Here is a 17,225-nt window from a genome sequence, read left to right as displayed (position 1 = left end):
ACAGCTCGCCTGCGCCTGGCGACAGCCTTGGCCGCGAGCTCAATGCTTGATCCTGTCCCTCATCGCATACCACAGCATTCCCAGCACATAGAGCGGACCGCGCAGCGCCGTGCCTCCGGGGAACGGCCTCGGGGTCAACGTCGAGAACAGGTCGAGCCGCGAGGCGTCGCCAGTGATGGCCTCGGCGAGCAGCTTGCCAGACAGCGTCGACAGGATGACGCCCTTGCCCGAATAGCCGTGCGCGTAATAGACCTCGCCATAGTGCCCGACATGCGGCAGTCGTGACGTCGTCACCGACACCAGCCCGCCCCATGCGTGATCGATACGACAGCCCGTAAGTTGCGGGAAGGTGCTTTCCATGTGCGGCCGCACGAAGCCGGCAATATCGGCCGGCGGCGACGGCGTGTAGCGCTCGCCGCCGCCGAACAGCAGGCGGCCGTCCGCCGACATGCGGTAATAGTTGACGACGAAACGCGTGTCGGACACTGCGACATTGGCCGGGATGACGCTGCGGGAGCCCTCCAGCGGCTCGGTGGCGACGATGTAGTTGCCGACCGGCATTATGCGGCTGTTGACGCGCGGCTCCAGCCCATTGAGCAGCGCATCGCCAGCCAGCACGACATGCTTTGCCCGCACCGATCCTTTTGATGTCGAGACCCGGATCGAAGGCTCGCGCTCAAGCCGCACGGCCACCGAATTCTCGTGGATGACGACGCCGGCCGCGCTTGCAGCGCGGGCAAGCCCGAGCGTGTAATTCAAGGGATGCATGTGGCCGCCGAGCGGCTCGTACATCGCGCCGTGATAGGGCGTGTCGACCTTGGCCCTCGCCTGAGCCGCCGATAGGATCTCGACGTCGCGGAATCGCATCACGCTCTCGAGGCATTTCGCCTCTTCCTCCAGATCCCTGAGATCAGAGCCGTTGACCGCGCCGACCAGATGGCCGGTCAGCCTGAGATCGCAGTCGATTGCATGGCGCTCGATAATGTCGAGCACCAGGCTGCGCGCCTCGAAGGCGAGGTCGAACAGCGCCTTCGCCCGTTCAGGCCCGTAAAGCTTGACCAGGCCCTTGGCGCCCTTGCGCAGGCCGGGGATCATCTGGCCGCCATTGCGGCCCGAAGCGCCCCAGCCGATCTTGCCGCCTTCCAGCAGCACCACCTTCAAGCCGCGTTCGGCGGCGTGAAGAGCGGCCGACAGACCGGTGCAGCCGCCGCCGACGACCACCAGGTCGGCCTCGGCATCGCCGATGAGTGCAGGATGGTTCGGCGCCGGATTGGCGGTGGCGACATAGTAGGACTTGCCGATGTCGAGACCGGAATTGAAACCCGTTGAAGATGCCATGATCACACCTTCAACAGCAGGTGGTCGCGTTCCCAGCTCGTCACGACGCTCTGGAACAGGTCGAGCTCGACGCTTTTCACGCGCAGATAGGTCTGGACGAAGTCCTCGCCGAGCAGTTTGCGCACCGGTTCACAGGCCTCGAAACGGTCCAGCGCCTCCTCCATTGTTTTCGGCAGCGTGCTCTTGATCTTGTAGGCATTTCCGGATGCTTCCGCCGAGCGCGCCAGCTTCTGTTCGACGCCCAGATAGCCCGCCAGAAGCGAGCCGGCGATCGCCAGATACGGGTTGCAATCGGCACCCGGCAGTCGGTTCTCCACCCGCCGCGCAGCGCGCCCGCCGGCCGGTACGCGCAGGCCGCAGGAGCGGTTGTCATGCGACCATTCGATGTTGGCCGGCGCACTGTGGTTCGGTCTAACGCGCCGGAACGAGTTCACGTTGGGCGCGAACAGCGGCATGATTTCGGGAATGTATTTTTGCAGGCCGCCGATGAAATGACCGAACATCGCGGTATCGGCATCGTCACTGCCGGCAAACAACGTGTTGCCGGCCTCATCGATGACGGACATGTGCAGATGCATCGAGCTGCCGGCCTGTGCGGCGATCGGCTTGGCCATGAAGGTCGCATACATGCCGCCTTGCTGGGCGGCCTGGCGCGTCAGCCGTTTGAACAGCAGCACCTTGTCGGCCAGCGGCAGGGCGTCGCCGTGCAGGAAGTTGATCTCCAGCTGCCCCGGTCCCGATTCATGGATCAGCGTGTCGAGCGGCAGTCCGGCGGCCGCCGCATGGTCATAGACGCGCCGGACCACCGGTTCGTATTCCTCGAGCGCCGCCATGTCGTAGGGATGCTGCACCGCCTCGGCGCGGCCATTGCCGCCGGTGGGCGCGGTCAGCGGCTTGTCAGGATCGGGATTGGGCGCGGTCAGGTAGAATTCGAGCTCCGGCGCCACTACCGCCCGCCAGCCGCGCTGCCGGTAGAGATCGAGAACGGCGCGCAGGACATGGCGCGGCGAGGCCATCCAGGGCCGGCCGTCCATGTGGAAGGCGTCGGCGAAGACGTAGGCCTTGCCAGCGCCGGCGCCCGGCGCCAGGCAAAGCGTCGAGACATCGGGCACGATGCGCATGTCGGGGTCCGAATACGCGAACCCCTCGTCGATGGAACCGGAATAGCGGCCGTCTATGCTGACCAGGAAGGCGCTGCTCGGCAAATAGAGCGCGCGGTCTTCCAGTGCCTTGAGGAATTTTGCCGTCGGCAGTGTCTTGCCGCGCAGCACGCCGTTCATGTCAGGCACAAGGCATTCGACCTCGTTGATGCCGTGCTGCGCCAACCAGGCCTTGGGATCGGTGGAGGGCGCGGTATTCGTGTTCTTCTCAAGCATTTCGTTCAAGTCCGTATCAGAGAGAGTATGGCTTGCGCGGCCACGTCCGTTCCGGGGTTCAGCGCCATCTGGGCTGCATTTCCCTTGAGGCGGGCGCGCATGGCGTCGTCGGCCAGCAGGCCGAGAATGGCTCTCTCCAATACTCCTTCGGTCCAGCCGTCACGACCGATATGGTCGCCGGTGCCGGTCTCTTCGGCGCGGCGTGCATTGTCGTGGCCGTCCCGGCAATAGGGCATGATCAGCGACGGCACGTCGAAGCGCAGCGCCTCGCAAAAGCTGTTGTCGCCGCCATGATGGCTGAACAGTTCCGACTTCGCCACCGCCGAGGGCTGCGGGAACCAGGCGTCGAGAGAGACATTGTCCTGCACCGCGCGGTAAGCGTCGGGCAGACCGCCGACATGACGATGAAGCGCGCCGGCAGCTTGTCGGCGAGACGCCGGAAAGGCCGGCATGGCAGATGAAGGCGGGCGCCACGCGCACGCACGGCCTGCGCGATGCCGATGCAATCCAACGCCGCGCCGAAGGTTGCTTCGGGAAACAGCGCGATGTTCGGGCTGGCTTTACGCGTCAATTATTCCTCTTCATTCCGGCTGGCTGACCATGCCGAACAGCGCGGGAGCGCCGCGGCCGCCTGCTTGCGGTCGCAGTTTGCGAGAGCCGCAGATGGACGCGAAGCAGATCGGCAGTCACCTAATACTGCCGGCTTTCGAGCTGGTCGAGTATTTTCAGATGTTCGCGCAGCGATTGCCGCAGCCGGAAGAGGTTGGCGGCTGCCGGCATCTATGCTGGCAGCCGCCGCAGCTTGAGGTGATCGGACAAGGCATCCGCCACGAAGCGGTTGGCCGCAAACACATGTGAGGCCGGATGCCCCGTCGTCCTTGGCGATGCTACGGCGTCGGTTGCATTGCAGCGGCCGTCTCGTCGATCTTGCCGGCAAGGACACCTTGGGCCCAAGCGGTAACCTCGGCGTCGACGGGCTTGTTGGCCATATCCGTCAACGCCGCGTCGAGTGCGGCCGGGTCGGTGCCGACCTCTGCCGCGTCGACCACTTCCTGCTGGGCGTCGATCTGGTCCTGCAGAGCCGATATCTGTCCAGGCAGGGCCGCCTGCTCCTCGGGCGACATGGCGGCGATCTGGTCCGGCGTCAGCGACGTCAATGCGTCCAGCTGTGAATTCAGAGCGTCCAGCTGGGCTTGTGCGACCTTGGCTTTGGCCGACTGCGTCACGAAGGCCTGAAGCGCAGCGAATTTCTTGCTCTTGGAATTCATATAGGCGTTGACGTTGCGCTGCAGCGAGTTCAGCCGGCCGAGCTTGGCGTGGAGGTTCTTTTCCTTGGGAAGGGACGAGACCTTTGTCTTCGTATCGACCGTGGACGTCTCCGCTGTGGCCTTGGCTACCTGCCCCCGAGCCGACGAGGACTTGCCGTGCGCGGCGCCGCTGCCGCCGTGGGTGCCGCTGTTGCCGTGGGCGCCACCATTGCCATTGCCGCCGCTGTGACCACCACCATTGCTATGCCCGTTGCCGCCGGCAACGGCCAGGGCCGGAGACGCCAGAAGGGCCAATGCGGCCAGCGCCGCGAATACAGTTTTCCGGTTTGTCATGATGGTCTCCTCGGGATACGCCGCCCTGCGCCCGCAGCTATGGTAAGTTCGTATGAGAAGCCGCTAACTATGCGCAGTAAACTTTAGATAAAGACTGTCTCAATAAGAGAGCAGAGCAACCTGTCTGTGCAGTAACTGATTGATATAAAATAGAAATCGGCGTTCTTGAACGGCTGCGGTACTGAAGTCCCATGCCGGTCGGACCATGGTCCGAACTGCCGGTCAGAGTTGATTTCGGCGCGGCCGGTCGGCGATGCGGCTCTGGCCCAGAACGCGCAGGCGATGGCGCTTTTCATCAACAGCCTGAAGGCCAAGGCGGCTGCTTCAGCCTATGCTTTCGCCACCGTCGATCACCAGCGCCTGGCCGGTCATGAAGGATGATCGATCGGAAACGAGGAACAGGATCGCCTCGGCGATTTCCTCGGCGCTGGCCCAGCGCCCCATCGGGATCTTGGTGCGGACATAGTCTTCGATTGCTTCGCGTCCGCCCATCTGGGCGATGAACGGTCCATTGAACGGCGTGTCGACCCAGCCCGGGCAGAGCGCGTTGACGCGCACATTGTGGCGGGCATAGTCCAGCGACATCTGTCTGGTCATCGCCACCACGGCATGTTTCGACGTCGCATAGGCGATCATCTCGCGGTCGTAGAACACGCCTGAATTGGAGGCCGTGTTGAGGATGACGCCTCCGCCCTGCGCGACCATCGATGGCATGACGATCCTCGCCGCCAGGAACTGCGCCCGCACATTGACCCGCCAGGAGGCATCCATGCCGTCGGCCTCGACCTCGGTCAGCGTGCCGCCGACCTGGATGCCGGCGTGATTGTGCAGGATGTCGATGCGCCCATGCCGGTCGATCGTGCCGATAATGAGTTCTTCGACCGCCGAGTCGTCCGAGACGTCGGTGGCTACCGCCTCCGCCCGGCCGCCCGCGGCGCGTATGTCTGAAGCCGTCGCCTCGCCGCTGGTCCGATCCCGGTCCGCGATGACGACCACCGCGCCTTCCCTGGCCATGATCATGGCGCCGGCGCGCCCGATGCCGGAACCGGCGCCTGTCACCACGGCGATGCGGTCTTCGAGGATCATGATGCGACCTTCAGTTTGACGGCTTGCGCTGGCGCAGCTGCCATTGGGCAAGCACCACGAGCAGGACGGAGGCGACGAGCACGATCGTCGCGATGGCATTGATCTCCGGCGTCACCCCGCGCCGGATCGACGCAAAGACATAGATCGGCAGCGTCGTCTGCGCGCCGGCGACGAAGAAGGCGATGATGAAATCGTCGAAGGAGAAGGTGAAGGCGAGCAGGAAGCCGGCGACCACCGCCGGCATGATCTGCGGCAAGACGATCGAGCGGAACGTCGTCAGCGGCGTGGCGTAGAGATCGCTGGAGGCCTCGACCAGATTGCGGTCGAGGCTTGCGAGGCGCGTGCCGACGATCATCGTCACCAGCGCCATCGAGAACAGGCCGTGCGCGGCGATGATCGAACCATAGCCGAGCGACAGGCGCGGCGGCTGGTCGTCCGGCCAGATCGAGGCGAGGAACGGATTGACGACGGCAAACAGTTGGACGAGCGCGACCAGTGTCGAAATGCCGATGACGACGCCGGGGACGACGATCGCGGCCCCAAGCAAGGCGTCGAAGACAGCGCGGGTCCGCACCCCGACGCGTGCCAGGCCAAGGGCTGCGGCGGTACCGAACACCGCCGCCAGCAAGGCGCTGGTGGTGGCGATGAACAGGCTGTTCTTCAGCGCCTCGACCAGGAACGGGTTCGCCAACGCCTTGCCGTACCATTGCACCGAAAAACCGGTGAATTCGCTGGCGTGGTGACCGGCGTTGAAGGAGAACAGCACGACCAGTGCGATCGGCAGGTAGAGGAAGACGAAGACGGCAATGACGAAGGCGCGCATCAGATCAAATCCACCCGGCGGGCGCCCGAGACGCGGGTCGAGATGCGGTTGGCGGCAATCAGCACCACAACCGAAACCAGCACCAGCGTGATCGCGATGGCCGATCCGAACGGCCAGTTGCGCGATTGCAGGAACAGGTCGACCAGCGCATTGCCGATGAAGAACACCTTGCCGCCGCCGAGCAGCGTCGGAATCAGGTACTCGCCGAGCAGCAGGATCATCACCAGGGAGAAGCCGGTCATCACGCCGGGCAGGGACAGTTTCAGGGTCACGCCTAGAAAAGTAGAGAGCGGCGTCGCGCCGAGATCGGCGGAGGCCTCCAGCAGGCGACGGTCGAGCCGCTCGAGGCTGACATAGATCGGCAGGATCATCAGCGGCAGGTAGCCGTAGACGATGCCGAGCAGGACGGCGCCAGGCGTGTTGATGAGCCTGACATCCTCGATGCCGACAAAGGCGAGCAGCGCCGGTATGCCGCGTCCGCCTAGAATGTACATCCAGGCATAGGTCCGCATCAGAAGGCTGGTCCAGAACGGAATGACGACCAGCGCAAGCAGGATCAACCGCCAGCGCTGCGGCGCCCGCAAGGCGAGGTAATAGGCGACGGGATAGGCGACGAGCAGACAGGCGAGCGCGCCCACCGGAGCGAGCACCATCGTGTTCCAGAACGCGGTCGCCCGCGCCGGAAGATTGGCATATTGCGCCAGTGTGAAGGCCGCCTGATAGCCGCCCTCCGGCGCCCGCTCGCCGACGCTGAAAACGGCGATGGCCATGAACGGCAGCACCAGGAACACGACGAGCCAGGCGGCCGCCGGCCCGAGCAGCATGGCCGTCAGCAGATTTTTGCGAATGCCGCGCATCGAAGGATTGCCCCGGTGCCGGCGGGTCGGGGCCCGCCGGTCAAGTTTGTCTCGAATGGGATTTGTTGCCCGCCTGGCTCAAGCAGACTTGAAACGCGCCATCAGCTCGGCGCGGCCCGGATCGGTCAGCGTTGCAGCAGCGCCGAACTCCAGCGGCGTCAACAGGTCGGCCGCCGGATAGAGGATCGGATTGTCCAGCACTTCCTTGGGAAGCAGTTTGTTGACGCGCGCGTCGGTCGAGGGCGCGCCGTTGGCGAGGTGCTCCTTCACCGCGACCTGCGGGTTCATCAGGTAGTTAAGCAAGGCATAGCCGGCCGGCTTGTTCGGCGCGTCTTTCGGGATGGCATAGAAGTCGGTCCAGATCTCGCCGCCTTCCTTGCCCAGCACATAGGCGATCTCGGGAATGTCGCGATGGAGCTGCGCGCCGTCATTGGTCCAGCACATCGTCATCCAGGCGTCGCCCGCGCGCATTCCCGGCTGGTAGTCGGAAGACACCGCGAACAGATGCGGCTTGACCTTCAGCAGAAGCTCTTCGGCCTTGGCGAGTTCGTCCTGCTTGAGCGAGTTGAAGGAGTAGCCATAATATTTCAGCGCATTGCCGATGGTTGTGAGCTGGTAGTCGTGGACCATGGTGCGGCCGTCGCCTTCCGCCATCGCGGTGTCCCAGAACTCCTTCCAGCTTGTCATCGGCTTGGTCAGCTTCTTGGTGTTGACGGCAAAACCTGTCGTGCCCCAGTTCTTCGGCACCGCGTAGATGGTGCTGTCGATCGTGCCCTCGGAGGTGAAGCGCGGGTCTTCCTGCGTGCCATCGAAATTCGGCAGCTTGGCCATGTCGAGCGGCTCGATTATGCCGAGCTTCTTGTAGGTCGAGATCGTGTAATTGGTCGGCACGAACAGGCTCCAGCCCGAGGCGCCCGCCTGCAATTTGGCCAGCATCTCCTCGTTGGAACCGAACACGTTGACCTCGACGGCGACGCCTGTGTCCTTCTTGAAGTTCTCGAAGGTCTGCGGGTCGTGATAGTTCGGCCAGGTGGCGATCGCCATGCGGTCGCCGAGGTCTTCGGCGGCGAAGGCCGGCGTCGGCACGATGCCGATCTCGCGCGCCATCACCGCCGTCGCGATGCCGAGGCCGGTGAGGCCGAGGAAGTCGCGGCGGCCGATAGAGCCGCGCTTGAGGCGCATCAGCTGGTCGACGAAATTCTCGGGGCTTATCGGCAGTCCGTCACGATATGATTTCGACATGTTTTTCTACCCTCTGGTTGGTCCCGTTGTTCTTTGGGTCCGCAAACGCCAGCGGCGTTCCGGCGGCAAAGCCGATGGCGACGGGTTCACCCGGCTTGAAGAGATTGCCTTGGCCGACCACATGATCGGTCTTGGCCAGCAGCGTTCCGATACCCTGGACCTCGACCGCGTATTCCGCCGTGGAGCCCAGAAAGATCCGGTTGCGGACGATGCCCCTGAGCGGGCCGCTTGTCGGACCACCGAGGCTGAGCGATTCAGGACGCAGGCTGACCGAAACGGTTTCGCCCTGTCGCAAGGCGGCCCGCTTGCGCGCCGCAATGACCGTGCCGTCCGCCAGTTTCACATCCACCAGGTCGCCTGAATGCCCGGCGACGGCGCCGCTCAGCAGATTGGTCTTGCCGACGAAATCGGCGACGAACAGGTCGGCCGGCTCGTCATAGATTTCGCTGGGTTGGCCGAGCTGGACGATGCGGCCGCCATTCATGACGCAGACGAAGTCGCTCATCGACAGCGCCTCCTCCTGGTCGTGGGTGACGAGCACGAAGGTGATGCCGATCTCGCGCTGCAGGTTCTGCAATTCGATCTGCATGTCGGTACGCAGCTTCTTGTCGAGCGCCGCCAGCGGCTCGTCGAGCAGCAGCACCGCCGGCTTGTTGACCAGCGCGCGCGCCAGCGCGACACGCTGCTGCTGGCCGCCGGACAATTCGTGGATCTTGCGCCTGTTATAGCCGGCGAGCCGCACCATTTCGAGCGCCGCGCCGGCGCGCTCGCCGATCTCGCGCGACGCCAGCCGCGGCCGTGCCTGGCGCAATCCATAGGCGACGTTGTCTTCCACATCCAGATGCGGGAACAGCGCGTATTGCTGGAACACCATGTTTACCGGCCGCCTGTAGGGCGGCGTGCCGGCCATGTCCTGGCCGCGGATGAACACCTTGCCCTCGCTCGGCTGCTCGAAGCCGCCGATCATGCGCAGGCAGGTCGTCTTGCCGCAGCCGGATGGTCCGAGCAGAGCGACAAAGGCAGAGGGCGGCACGGCCAGATCGATGCCGGTGACCGCGGTCACCGCGCCATAGCGCTTGGTGACGCCGCGAAACTCGATGTCGGGCACTGCGGTCAAGGCTGCGGGCTCCAGCGGCAGGCGATGCGATTTCAGGACGCTACCAGAGCCAATGGCAGCTAGTATATACCTCGCAGGTGGTATATCTCACCTATTTTCTCGTTTAAGGGGGTATTGGATGTCCCGCAGCGACGACTACAGCCAGCTCGCCGCGCTGGTCGCGGCGACGCGGGAGACGACGGGCGACCTCTTCGGCAAGGCGATGGTCGCGTGGCTGCGGCAGCATGTCGGCTTCGATCATTGCGTGATCTTCGGCTACCGCGGCGCTGCCCGTCCGCCGCTGCTGTTCGAGACCTTCTCTGCGACCGAGAGTCATGTCTTCGTCGCGCTTTACCAGGATGGACCCTATCTGCTCGACCCGTTCCATCACGCGGCGGTCGAACGCAAGGAAGGGTTCTGGCGCATGCGCGAGCTGGCGCCGGACCGCTTCTACGCCAGCGAATATTTTCGCTCCTACTACAGCCAGACCAGGCTGGCCGAGGAGGTCGGCTTCTTCGTGCCACTGCCGGGCAAGGATGCGCTGGTGCTTTCGCTGATGCGGCTCAGCGCTTCAGGTCCATTCGGAACCGCCGACGCCAGGCTGCTGCGCGACATGGCGCCGGCGGTGGTCGCCTTCGCCCGCCTGCGCTGGCCCGCCCTTCCTGCCGACGAACCTGTCGAGGCCAGGCAGGACGATGCGATCGCTCAGGTCAATGAGTTCGACCGCGCCCATATCTGGAAGAGCTTGTCGCTGACGCCGCGCGAAAAGCATGTCGTCGACCTGGTGCTGCAGGGGCATTCCACGGAATCGATCGCCAGGGCCATGCGCATCGTGCCGGGGACGGTGAAGGTCCATCGTCGCAACATCTACCGCAAGCTCAAGATCAAGTCGCAGGCCGGTCTCTTCGCCCGCTTCGTCGAGATCATCGACGCGCGGACAAGATAAATCCCCGGCCTTTCGATCAGGTTCTTGCGCCAGCCTCCCAGGAACCGGTCTCGGCCATCTGCTTCAGCAGCGGCGCCGGCTTGAAGACATCCTTGCCCGTCCGCTGATGCCAATATTCGAGCCGCTGGACGATCTTGTCCGCGCCTTCGAGACCGGCCCAGAACATCGGCCCGCCCTTGCCGATGGGAAAGCCGTAGCCGTTGACCCAGACGACATCGATGTCGGAGGCGCGGGCGGCTATCTCTTCTTCGAGGATTTTCGCCCCTTCATTGATCAGTGGGTAATGCGTGCGCTCGATGATTTCTTCCGCGCTGATTTCGCGCGGCGCGATGCCCTTCTTTGCCGCCTCGTCGCGGATTAGCGCCTCGACTTGCGGGTCTGGGACCGGCATACGTGACCCGTTCTCGTAGAGATAAAAACCTCGACCGGTTTTCTGGCCGAAAAGCCCCTGTTCGCACAGCGTGTCGGCGATCACTGCCGTCTGGCCGCGGGCCTTGCGGTTGCGCCAGCCAATGTCGAGGCCGGCGAGGTCGCCCATCTGGAACGGCCCCATCGGCCAGCCGAAATCGGTGAACGCCTTGTCGATCCGGCTTGGCGTCGCGCCCTCCAGCAGGAGCGCTTCAGATTCGGAGCCGCGCGCGGCCAGCATGCGGTTGCCGACGAAGCCGTGGCAGACGCCGACCACGACGGCGACTTTACCGATGCGGCGCGCCAAATCGACCACCGTCGCCAGCGCATCGGGCGCGGTCTTTTCGGCGCGCACGATTTCCAGCAGCTTCATGACGTTGGCCGGCGAAAAGAAATGCAGGCCCAGTACATCCTGCGGGCGCGAGATCGAGGCGGCGATTTCATCGATGTCGAGATAGGAGGTGTTGGTGGCAAGGATGGCGCCCGGCTTGGCCACGGCGTCGAGCTTGCCGAACACCTCCTTCTTCACAGCCATGTCCTCGAACACAGCCTCGATGATCAGGTCGCAATCGGCGAGGTCGGCGTAGTCGATCGAGCCGGTGAATTGGGTAAGCCGCTGCCGCTTGGTGTCTTCCGTCAAGGAACCACGCGAGACCGAGACGGCATAGTTCTTGTCGATCATGCCGAGCCCGCGCTGCAAGGCTTCCTCGCTGGTCTCCAACAAGGTGACCGGAAAACCGCCATTGGCGAAGGCCATGGCGATGCCGCCGCCCATCGTGCCGGCGCCGATGACGCCGACGCGGGCGATCCTGCGCTTGACGAGATCCTTGTCGGGAATCCTTGCCGCCTCACGCTCGGCGAAGAACAGATGCCGCTGCGCCCGCGACTGATCACCGGCGACCAGATTCACGAACAGTGCGCGCTCCGACGCCAGCGCCTCGTCGAAGGGCAGCGTGACGGCGTTGCGCACCGCCTGCGCACAGGCGATCGGCGCTTCGAGGCCGCGCGCTTTTCGGGTAAGAGCAGCAGCCTCGTCATCGAAGGCCGCCATATCGGTTTTCTTGATCTCGTCATCGCGATCGCGCACCGGCGTGAACGGACCACCCTTGCGGGCGATCTCCCTGGCGAAGTTCACGGCATGGGTGGTCACGTTACTGTCGAAGGCAGCATCGACCAGTCCGGCTCCATGCGCCTCATCAGCCCCGATCGGCGCGCCGGAAACGATCATCCTCAGCGCTTTGATCGCGCCGACAAGGCGCGGCAGCCGCACCGTGCCGCCGCCGCCCGGCAGCAGGCCGAGCTTCACCTCGGGCAGGCCGAGCCTGGCGGCGGCATCGGCAACGCGGAAATGGCAGCCGAGCGCCAGCTCCAGCCCGCCGCCGAGCGCGGTGCCGTGGATGGCGGCAACCGTAGGCTTGGCGATCGTTTCCAGCGTCGCCACAATGGCGCGGAGTTCAGGCTGCCGCACCGGCTTGCCGAATTCGGTGATGTCGGCGCCGGCCACGAAAGTCCGGCCCGCGCAGGCGAGGACGATGGCCGCGACCGAAGGGTCGTCCCGCAATGCCACCAGCGCCTGCATCAGCGGCTCGCGGACATGGAAGCTCAGCGCGTTGACCGGCGGGTTGTCGATGGTGACGATGGCGACGTCGTTGTCCCTGGTGACGCTGACGAAACTGGACAAGCTGAACCTCCCGCGACCGGCTACGATCGGCAGGGTTTACTAGGCCGCGCCGCGAATGGGAACCGCGTGTCGCACTGGCACAACGCTTGTCAGGACAGGCTGTAGGGCGGCAGCTGGCGAGTTGCGGTGGAACGAAGGCACGAATATCACCGCACCGCCTTCTCCCCACCGGCCGCCGTGATCACGCCGACAATGATCAGCCCGGTCAAAAGCAGGCGCACGCCGGCGCTGACGCCGAATGTGTTAAGCATGGTGAGCAGCAGCACCAGGAACAGCGCCGCGCCCCAGACGCCTGGCACGTTGGCCTTGCCCCCGGCCACCGACGTGCCGCCGATGACGACGACGGCTATCGAGGCCAGCAGATACTCGTTGCCGATATCGACATTGGCGCCGCGGAAATAGCCGGCGAGCAGCGCGCCGTCGATGCCGCCGAGCGCCCCTGACAGCGTGTAGGTAAGAAAGCGGACGCGGCCGACGTCGACGCCGGCGAGCCAGGCGGCGCGGATGTTCTGGCCGATCGCCAGTACAGAACGGCCATAGATCATACGCTGCAAGGCGATGGCCGCGCCGAGGGTGAACAGCACGGTGAGAACCGCCAGCACCGGAATGCCGAGAACCTGCCGGTTGGCGAAATCGGCAAAACCCGGCGGCGGCTTGATCTGCAACCCGCGCCCGTAGCTGATGTCGACCGACTGGATGATGAAGCTCGCCGACAATGTGGCGATGATCGGCGGAATGCGCAGCGCCCAGATCAGCAGATAGTTGGCGACGCCGATGGCGGCACCACAGGCAAGCGCGGCCAGCAGGCCGGCCACGATCATGGCATCGCTGCCACCCATCACCTTCATGGCCACCGCGCTGGCTAGGCCGATATTGGCCGGCAGCGACAGGTCGACGTTGCCGGGCCCAAGCGTGATGACGAACATCTGGCCGACGCCGACGATGACGGTGAACACGGCCAGCGACAGCGCGGCGGTGACCATGCCGCCGGCGCCATAGCCGCCGGTGAAGGCTATCGTCGCCAGCCACACGACAAGCGCGCCGATGAACGACCAGATCCAGGGTTTGGCGGTCAGCGACCTCAGCAATGTCATCGCTTACCTCTCCCTTCGGCTGATCAGCACCCGCGCCGCCAGCACGATGATCAGGATGGCGCCGTTGGCCGCCACCTGCCAGTCGGGCGGGATGTGCATGAAGGTGAGCAGCGGCGATGCCGCCAGCGCCAAGGTCAGCGCGCCGATCACCGCGCCGATCGGCGACACCCGGCCGCCGACGAATTCGCCGCCGCCGAGGATGACGCCGGCGATCGAAAGCAGCGTGTAGCCATTGCCGATATTGGCATCGGCCGAGGTGGTGATGCCGATCAGCGCCATGCCGGACAGCACGCCGAACAGACCCGTCAGCGCGAACAATACGACCTTGGTCTTGAGCAGCGACCAGCCGGCGCGTTTGAGCGCGGCCGGGTTGCCGCCCGAGCCGCGCAGAATCACGCCATAGGAGGTGCGCATCAGCCCGAAATGGACGATCAGTCCGATCACCAGCGCCGCGATGATGGGGAAGGGCACGAAGGGCGGCTTGAACGCCATGATCGCCAGCAGCCAGTCCGGCGCCTTGCCGCCCGGTTTGGGCAGGACGAGAATGGCCAGCCCCTGCCAGACGAAACTCATGCCCAGCGTCACCACGATCGACGGCAAATTGCGCAGGTGGATCAGCGCGCCGAGCAATGCATAGACGCCGATCGATGCGAGCAGGACGGCCACACCGATGAGAGGCGCGTCCTTCAGCCAGGTCGCGGTGACGCAGCCGACGAAACCGACAAAGGTGCCGATCGACAGGTCGAGCTCGTTGCCCGATATGACGAACATCTGCGCGATCGTCGCCAGCGCGATCGGGATCGCCAGGTTCAGCATCAGGCCGAAGCCGAAATAGCTGATGGCGCGCGGATTGAGCCAGGCGATGGCGAGCAGCACCAGCGCCATTGACAGCGCCGGCAGCAGCCCGCGCAGCAGGCGGGCGCGCGCCGCTCCGCTCCCGAAAGTCTTTGAACCGTTTTGAACCGAGACGGCTGTCATCTCAGGCCGCGTCGCCGAAGGAGGACTGGATGATCTTTTCTTCCGTCAGCTCGTCGCGCGTCAGATTGGCGACGATGCGGCCGTTCTTGAAAACATAGACGTGGTCGCAATTGTCGAGTTCTTCCGTTTCCGTGGTGTACCAGAGGAAGGTGCGGCCTTTGCCGGCCTCCTCGCGCACGAGATCGTAAACCTCGAGCTTGGTGCCGATGTCTACGCCGCGCATCGGGTCGTCCATCAGCACGATGCCGGCATCGGAGCCGAGAGCCCGGGCGAACAAGGCCTTCTGCTGGTTGCCGCCCGACAGCGAAAAGATGTTGTTGTTCATATCAGGCGTGCGGATGCCGATCTTCTTTTGCCAGAACCCGGCCAGTTCGGCCTCGCGCCGCGGCGAGATCAACAGCCCGTTGCGCAGCCGTGCCAGCGAGCGGATGCCGATATTTTCAGCGATCGACCACTGCGGAAAGATGCCGTCCGACTGGCGGTCGCCGGCCACTAGCGCCACCGGTGCGGTGACCTCGATACCGGCCTTGGCGCGGGACGCGGCGGCGAAAATCGCCAGCAGCAGGTCGGTCTGGCCATGCCCGGCCAGGCCGGCAAGTCCGATGATCTCGCCGGCGCGGGCCACCAGCTCCTTGCCGTCCTGCTGCCGCACCGGCCGGGCACGCACGCGCAACGGGCCGGCCTCGGCTTTCCGGGTTTCGGCGGGCGCCCTGTGATGTGCTTCGGCACCGCCCATGGTGGCGACCAGCCTATCGCGGTCGAAGGCGTTCGCCGCGTCGGCGGCGACAACCTTGCCGTCGCGCATCACGACGATGCGATCGGCGTTCTGCAGCACTTCGCCCAGCACGTGAGAGATCAGGATGCAGCTGCCGCCCGACGCGACGAAGCGGCGCACGAAGGCAAGCAGCTGGCCCGCCGTGTGCGCGTCGAGCGAGGAAGTCGGCTCGTCCAGGATGACCAGGTGCAACGGCTCTCGGGTCAGCGTGAACGCGCGCGCCACCTCCACCATCTGTCGCCGTCCGATGGAAAGGTCGCCGGCGATGTCGGCCGCCGAGATGCCATGGTCCGGAAAGATTTCGTCCAGCTTGGCCGCGATCAGCGCGGCCGCCTTGCGCCGCCAGCCGAAGCCGGTGAGCGAGGCGTGGTTGATGCGCGTGTTCTCGGCGACGCTGAGATTGGGACACAGCGACAGTTCCTGGAAGACGCAGCGTATGCCGAGCTGCTGCGCCCGCGACACCGAGTAATTCCCCTCGGAGCCGCCATGCACGCCGATCGTGCCGCTGTCGGGCGCCAACGTGCCCGCCACCATATGCATGAGCGTCGATTTGCCGGCGCCGTTGTGGCCGACGAGGCCGACGCACTCGCCGGGCCTGACATGGAAATCCACCCCACCCAGCGCGCGAACGGCGCCGAAGTGTTTTTCGGCGCCGCTCAGTCTGATGATGTCCGCGTTCCCTTCAGGCATGCTCAACGATATCCGGTCGGCGATGTGCACGGCAACGCGTACGCGACATTCACTTGATATTGGCTTTGATGGCCGCGATGGCATCTTCCTGCGTGTATTCGTGGGTGGCGACACCGCCCTCCTTGATTTTCGGCAACGCGGCTTCGAAATCGTCCTGGGTGAAGGCGAGATACGGCACCAGCAGGTCGTGCGGAATGTCCTTGCGGCCATCGAGCACCTGCTGCGCCACCCAGAAGGCGAGCGTCGAGACACCGGGCGCAATCGAGGCCGACCAGGTCTGGTAGCCGTCCTTTTCCTTCTGTTCCTTCCACCATTTCAGCTCGTCCTGCCGATTGCCCATGATGATGGTCGGGCGAGGCTTGCCGGCTGCGGCGAAGGCTTGCGCCGCGCCATAGCCGTCGCCGCCCTGGTCGACGATGCCGACGATGTCGGGCAGCGAGGGCAGGATGGTCGCCACCGCTTTCTGCGCCGTCGTCTGGTCCCAGTCGCCGGTCACCGAGCCAACGATCTTGAACTCGGGATGGGCGGCGACCCCTTCGAGGATGCCGGCATGGATGGCGTCATCGATCGAGGTGCCGGCGAGGCCACGGATCTCGAGCAGGTTGCCGCCCTTGGGCTGGAACTTGGCCATATGCTCGACTTCCTGCTTGCCCATGTCCTTATAGTCGACGACGACGCGGTAGGCGCAGGGTTCGGTGACGATGCCGTCGAAGGAGACGACCACGATACCGGCGTCGCAGGCCTGCTTGATGGCGCCGTTCAGCGCGTCGGGCGAGGCGGCGTTGATGACGATGGCGTCATAGCCCTGCAGAATCAGGTTCTGCACCTGGGCTGCCTGGGTCGGCACTTCCTTGTCGGCCGTCGTGAAGACATCGGCGGCCCCGACCACCTTGTCGGCCACCGCCTTCTTGGTGACGGCGTCATAGCTGTCGAGCATCGCCTGCCGCCACGAATTGCCGGCGTAATTGTTCGAGAAAGCAATCTTCTTGCCGCTGGTATCGGCAAAAGCCGTACCGGCGGCGAGCACCATTGCAAGGGTGCCCAGAACGAACAGTTTCTTCATGTCATACTCCTCCCAAAGAGTTGCTGGTCTTGCTGGCTGATGATGAGTTCGGGCTCGCGTTCCTGTTTTTTATCTATTGTCAGACAAAAGTGCAGAAGGGCGGCAAGCTGTCAACTGCAATCCGCGGCGGGCTGGCGATCAACTTCAAGTGCGTCGATTGAAATGGCTTCG

The 17,225-nt window shown here is 64.6% G+C and carries 17 protein-coding genes; 3 read left to right on the top strand and 14 right to left on the bottom strand.

Annotated elements, in window-relative coordinates; translation table 11 throughout:
* Window positions 1–39: 39 nt before the first annotated feature.
* Genes LB551_RS07265 through LB551_RS07255 form a run of 3 tightly spaced genes read right to left on the bottom strand, consistent with a single transcriptional unit; the run spans window position 40 to window position 3,166 of the window.
* Window positions 40–1,338 carry an NAD(P)/FAD-dependent oxidoreductase gene (locus LB551_RS07265; protein ID WP_224658667.1) on the bottom strand — a complete coding sequence of 433 codons (1,299 nt, stop codon included), beginning with the start codon at window positions 1,336–1,338 and terminating at the stop codon, window positions 40–42.
* Between the two features lie 2 nt (window positions 1,339–1,340).
* The gene (locus LB551_RS07260; protein ID WP_224659011.1) at window positions 1,341–2,714 is read right to left on the bottom strand and encodes a glutamine synthetase family protein; all 1,374 of its coding nucleotides are present in this window, start codon (window positions 2,712–2,714) and stop codon (window positions 1,341–1,343) included.
* Between the two features lie 5 nt (window positions 2,715–2,719).
* The gene (locus tag LB551_RS07255; protein ID WP_224658666.1) at window positions 2,720–3,166 is read right to left on the bottom strand and encodes a glycosyltransferase; all 447 of its coding nucleotides are present in this window, start codon (window positions 3,164–3,166) and stop codon (window positions 2,720–2,722) included.
* Between the two features lie 211 nt (window positions 3,167–3,377).
* Between LB551_RS07255 and LB551_RS07250 the strand changes: the two genes are divergently transcribed.
* Window positions 3,378–3,572 carry a hypothetical protein gene (locus LB551_RS07250; RefSeq protein ID WP_224658665.1) on the top strand — a complete coding sequence of 65 codons (195 nt, stop codon included), beginning with the start codon at window positions 3,378–3,380 and terminating at the stop codon, window positions 3,570–3,572.
* Window positions 3,573–3,601: 29 nt separating this feature from the next.
* Here the strand turns inward: LB551_RS07250 and LB551_RS07245 are convergent, their stop codons facing one another.
* From LB551_RS07245 to LB551_RS07220, 6 genes are all read right to left on the bottom strand, one after another.
* The gene (locus LB551_RS07245; protein WP_224658664.1) at window positions 3,602–4,315 is read right to left on the bottom strand and encodes a hypothetical protein; all 714 of its coding nucleotides are present in this window, start codon (window positions 4,313–4,315) and stop codon (window positions 3,602–3,604) included.
* A 324-nt stretch (window positions 4,316–4,639) separates the two neighbouring features.
* Entirely contained in the window at window positions 4,640–5,401 is a 762-nt protein-coding gene (locus LB551_RS07240; RefSeq protein WP_224658663.1) for an SDR family NAD(P)-dependent oxidoreductase, read from the bottom strand.
* 10 nt (window positions 5,402–5,411) lie between these two features.
* Entirely contained in the window at window positions 5,412–6,224 is an 813-nt protein-coding gene (locus LB551_RS07235; RefSeq protein ID WP_140550661.1) for an ABC transporter permease, read from the bottom strand.
* The gene (locus LB551_RS07230) at window positions 6,224–7,081 is read right to left on the bottom strand and encodes an ABC transporter permease (protein ID WP_140492578.1); all 858 of its coding nucleotides are present in this window, start codon (window positions 7,079–7,081) and stop codon (window positions 6,224–6,226) included. Before LB551_RS07230 ends, LB551_RS07235 begins: the two co-directional genes overlap by 1 nt.
* 78 nt (window positions 7,082–7,159) lie before the next feature.
* Window positions 7,160–8,323: a PotD/PotF family extracellular solute-binding protein gene (locus LB551_RS07225; protein ID WP_224658662.1), complete on the bottom strand. Its 1,164-nt coding sequence runs from the start codon at window positions 8,321–8,323 to the stop codon at window positions 7,160–7,162.
* Window positions 8,304–9,440 (bottom strand): ABC transporter ATP-binding protein, encoded by a 1,137-nt coding sequence (locus tag LB551_RS07220; RefSeq protein WP_224658661.1) that lies wholly within the window; start codon window positions 9,438–9,440, stop codon window positions 8,304–8,306. Before LB551_RS07220 ends, LB551_RS07225 begins: the two co-directional genes overlap by 20 nt.
* Window positions 9,441–9,558: 118 nt before the next feature.
* Between LB551_RS07220 and LB551_RS07215 the strand changes: the two genes are divergently transcribed.
* Window positions 9,559–10,365 carry a response regulator transcription factor gene (locus LB551_RS07215; RefSeq protein WP_224658660.1) on the top strand — a complete coding sequence of 269 codons (807 nt, stop codon included), beginning with the start codon at window positions 9,559–9,561 and terminating at the stop codon, window positions 10,363–10,365.
* A gap of 16 nt (window positions 10,366–10,381) precedes the next feature.
* Here the strand turns inward: LB551_RS07215 and LB551_RS07210 are convergent, their stop codons facing one another.
* The 5 genes from LB551_RS07210 to LB551_RS07190 all read right to left on the bottom strand — a co-directional run bounded on the left by LB551_RS07210 (window position 10,382) and on the right by LB551_RS07190 (window position 17,054).
* The gene (locus LB551_RS07210) at window positions 10,382–12,454 is read right to left on the bottom strand and encodes a 3-hydroxyacyl-CoA dehydrogenase NAD-binding domain-containing protein (RefSeq protein WP_224658659.1); all 2,073 of its coding nucleotides are present in this window, start codon (window positions 12,452–12,454) and stop codon (window positions 10,382–10,384) included.
* Window positions 12,455–12,600: 146 nt separating this feature from the next.
* Window positions 12,601–13,548 (bottom strand): ABC transporter permease, encoded by a 948-nt coding sequence (locus tag LB551_RS07205; RefSeq protein WP_224658658.1) that lies wholly within the window; start codon window positions 13,546–13,548, stop codon window positions 12,601–12,603.
* 3 nt (window positions 13,549–13,551) lie between these two features.
* Window positions 13,552–14,526, bottom strand: a complete 975-nt coding sequence (locus LB551_RS07200) for an ABC transporter permease (protein ID WP_224625096.1) — start codon at window positions 14,524–14,526, stop codon at window positions 13,552–13,554.
* 1 nt (window position 14,527) lies between these two features.
* Window positions 14,528–15,991 (bottom strand): sugar ABC transporter ATP-binding protein, encoded by a 1,464-nt coding sequence (locus LB551_RS07195; RefSeq protein WP_224658657.1) that lies wholly within the window; start codon window positions 15,989–15,991, stop codon window positions 14,528–14,530.
* Between the two features lie 49 nt (window positions 15,992–16,040).
* Entirely contained in the window at window positions 16,041–17,054 is a 1,014-nt protein-coding gene (locus LB551_RS07190) for an ABC transporter substrate-binding protein (RefSeq protein ID WP_140550670.1), read from the bottom strand.
* Window positions 17,055–17,083: 29 nt separating this feature from the next.
* Here LB551_RS07190 and LB551_RS29910 point away from each other — a divergent pair, with 29 nt between their 5' ends.
* Complete coding sequence (locus LB551_RS29910) at window positions 17,084–17,215, top strand: hypothetical protein (RefSeq protein ID WP_263495726.1); 132 nt, start codon at window positions 17,084–17,086, stop codon at window positions 17,213–17,215.
* Window positions 17,216–17,225 lie beyond the last annotated feature (10 nt).

Source organism: Mesorhizobium sp. BR1-1-2 (assembly GCF_020165435.1).
Lineage (GTDB): Bacteria > Pseudomonadota > Alphaproteobacteria > Rhizobiales > Rhizobiaceae > Mesorhizobium.
Note: the sequence above shows the minus strand (reverse complement) of the source record. Positions and strands in the feature narration are given on the sequence as shown.

Bases quoted from the DNA above. Each gene is read 5' to 3' on its own strand.
- LB551_RS07265 (WP_224658667.1), bottom strand. From the start codon at position 1,338: ATGGCATCTTCAACGGGTTTCAATTCCGGTCTCGACATCGGCAAGTCC.
- LB551_RS07260 (WP_224659011.1), bottom strand. From the start codon at position 2,714: ATGCTTGAGAAGAACACGAATACCGCGCCCTCCACCGATCCCAAGGCC.
- LB551_RS07255 (WP_224658666.1), bottom strand. From the start codon at position 3,166: ATGCCGGCCTTTCCGGCGTCTCGCCGACAAGCTGCCGGCGCGCTTCAT.
- LB551_RS07250 (WP_224658665.1), top strand. From the start codon at position 3,378: ATGGACGCGAAGCAGATCGGCAGTCACCTAATACTGCCGGCTTTCGAG.
- LB551_RS07245 (WP_224658664.1), bottom strand. From the start codon at position 4,315: ATGACAAACCGGAAAACTGTATTCGCGGCGCTGGCCGCATTGGCCCTT.
- LB551_RS07240 (WP_224658663.1), bottom strand. From the start codon at position 5,401: ATGATCCTCGAAGACCGCATCGCCGTGGTGACAGGCGCCGGTTCCGGC.
- LB551_RS07235 (WP_140550661.1), bottom strand. From the start codon at position 6,224: ATGCGCGCCTTCGTCATTGCCGTCTTCGTCTTCCTCTACCTGCCGATC.
- LB551_RS07230 (WP_140492578.1), bottom strand. From the start codon at position 7,081: ATGCGCGGCATTCGCAAAAATCTGCTGACGGCCATGCTGCTCGGGCCG.
- LB551_RS07225 (WP_224658662.1), bottom strand. From the start codon at position 8,323: ATGTCGAAATCATATCGTGACGGACTGCCGATAAGCCCCGAGAATTTC.
- LB551_RS07215 (WP_224658660.1), top strand. From the start codon at position 9,559: ATGTCCCGCAGCGACGACTACAGCCAGCTCGCCGCGCTGGTCGCGGCG.
- LB551_RS07205 (WP_224658658.1), bottom strand. From the start codon at position 13,548: ATGACATTGCTGAGGTCGCTGACCGCCAAACCCTGGATCTGGTCGTTC.
- LB551_RS07200 (WP_224625096.1), bottom strand. From the start codon at position 14,526: ATGACAGCCGTCTCGGTTCAAAACGGTTCAAAGACTTTCGGGAGCGGA.
- LB551_RS07195 (WP_224658657.1), bottom strand. From the start codon at position 15,991: ATGCCTGAAGGGAACGCGGACATCATCAGACTGAGCGGCGCCGAAAAA.
- LB551_RS07190 (WP_140550670.1), bottom strand. From the start codon at position 17,054: ATGAAGAAACTGTTCGTTCTGGGCACCCTTGCAATGGTGCTCGCCGCC.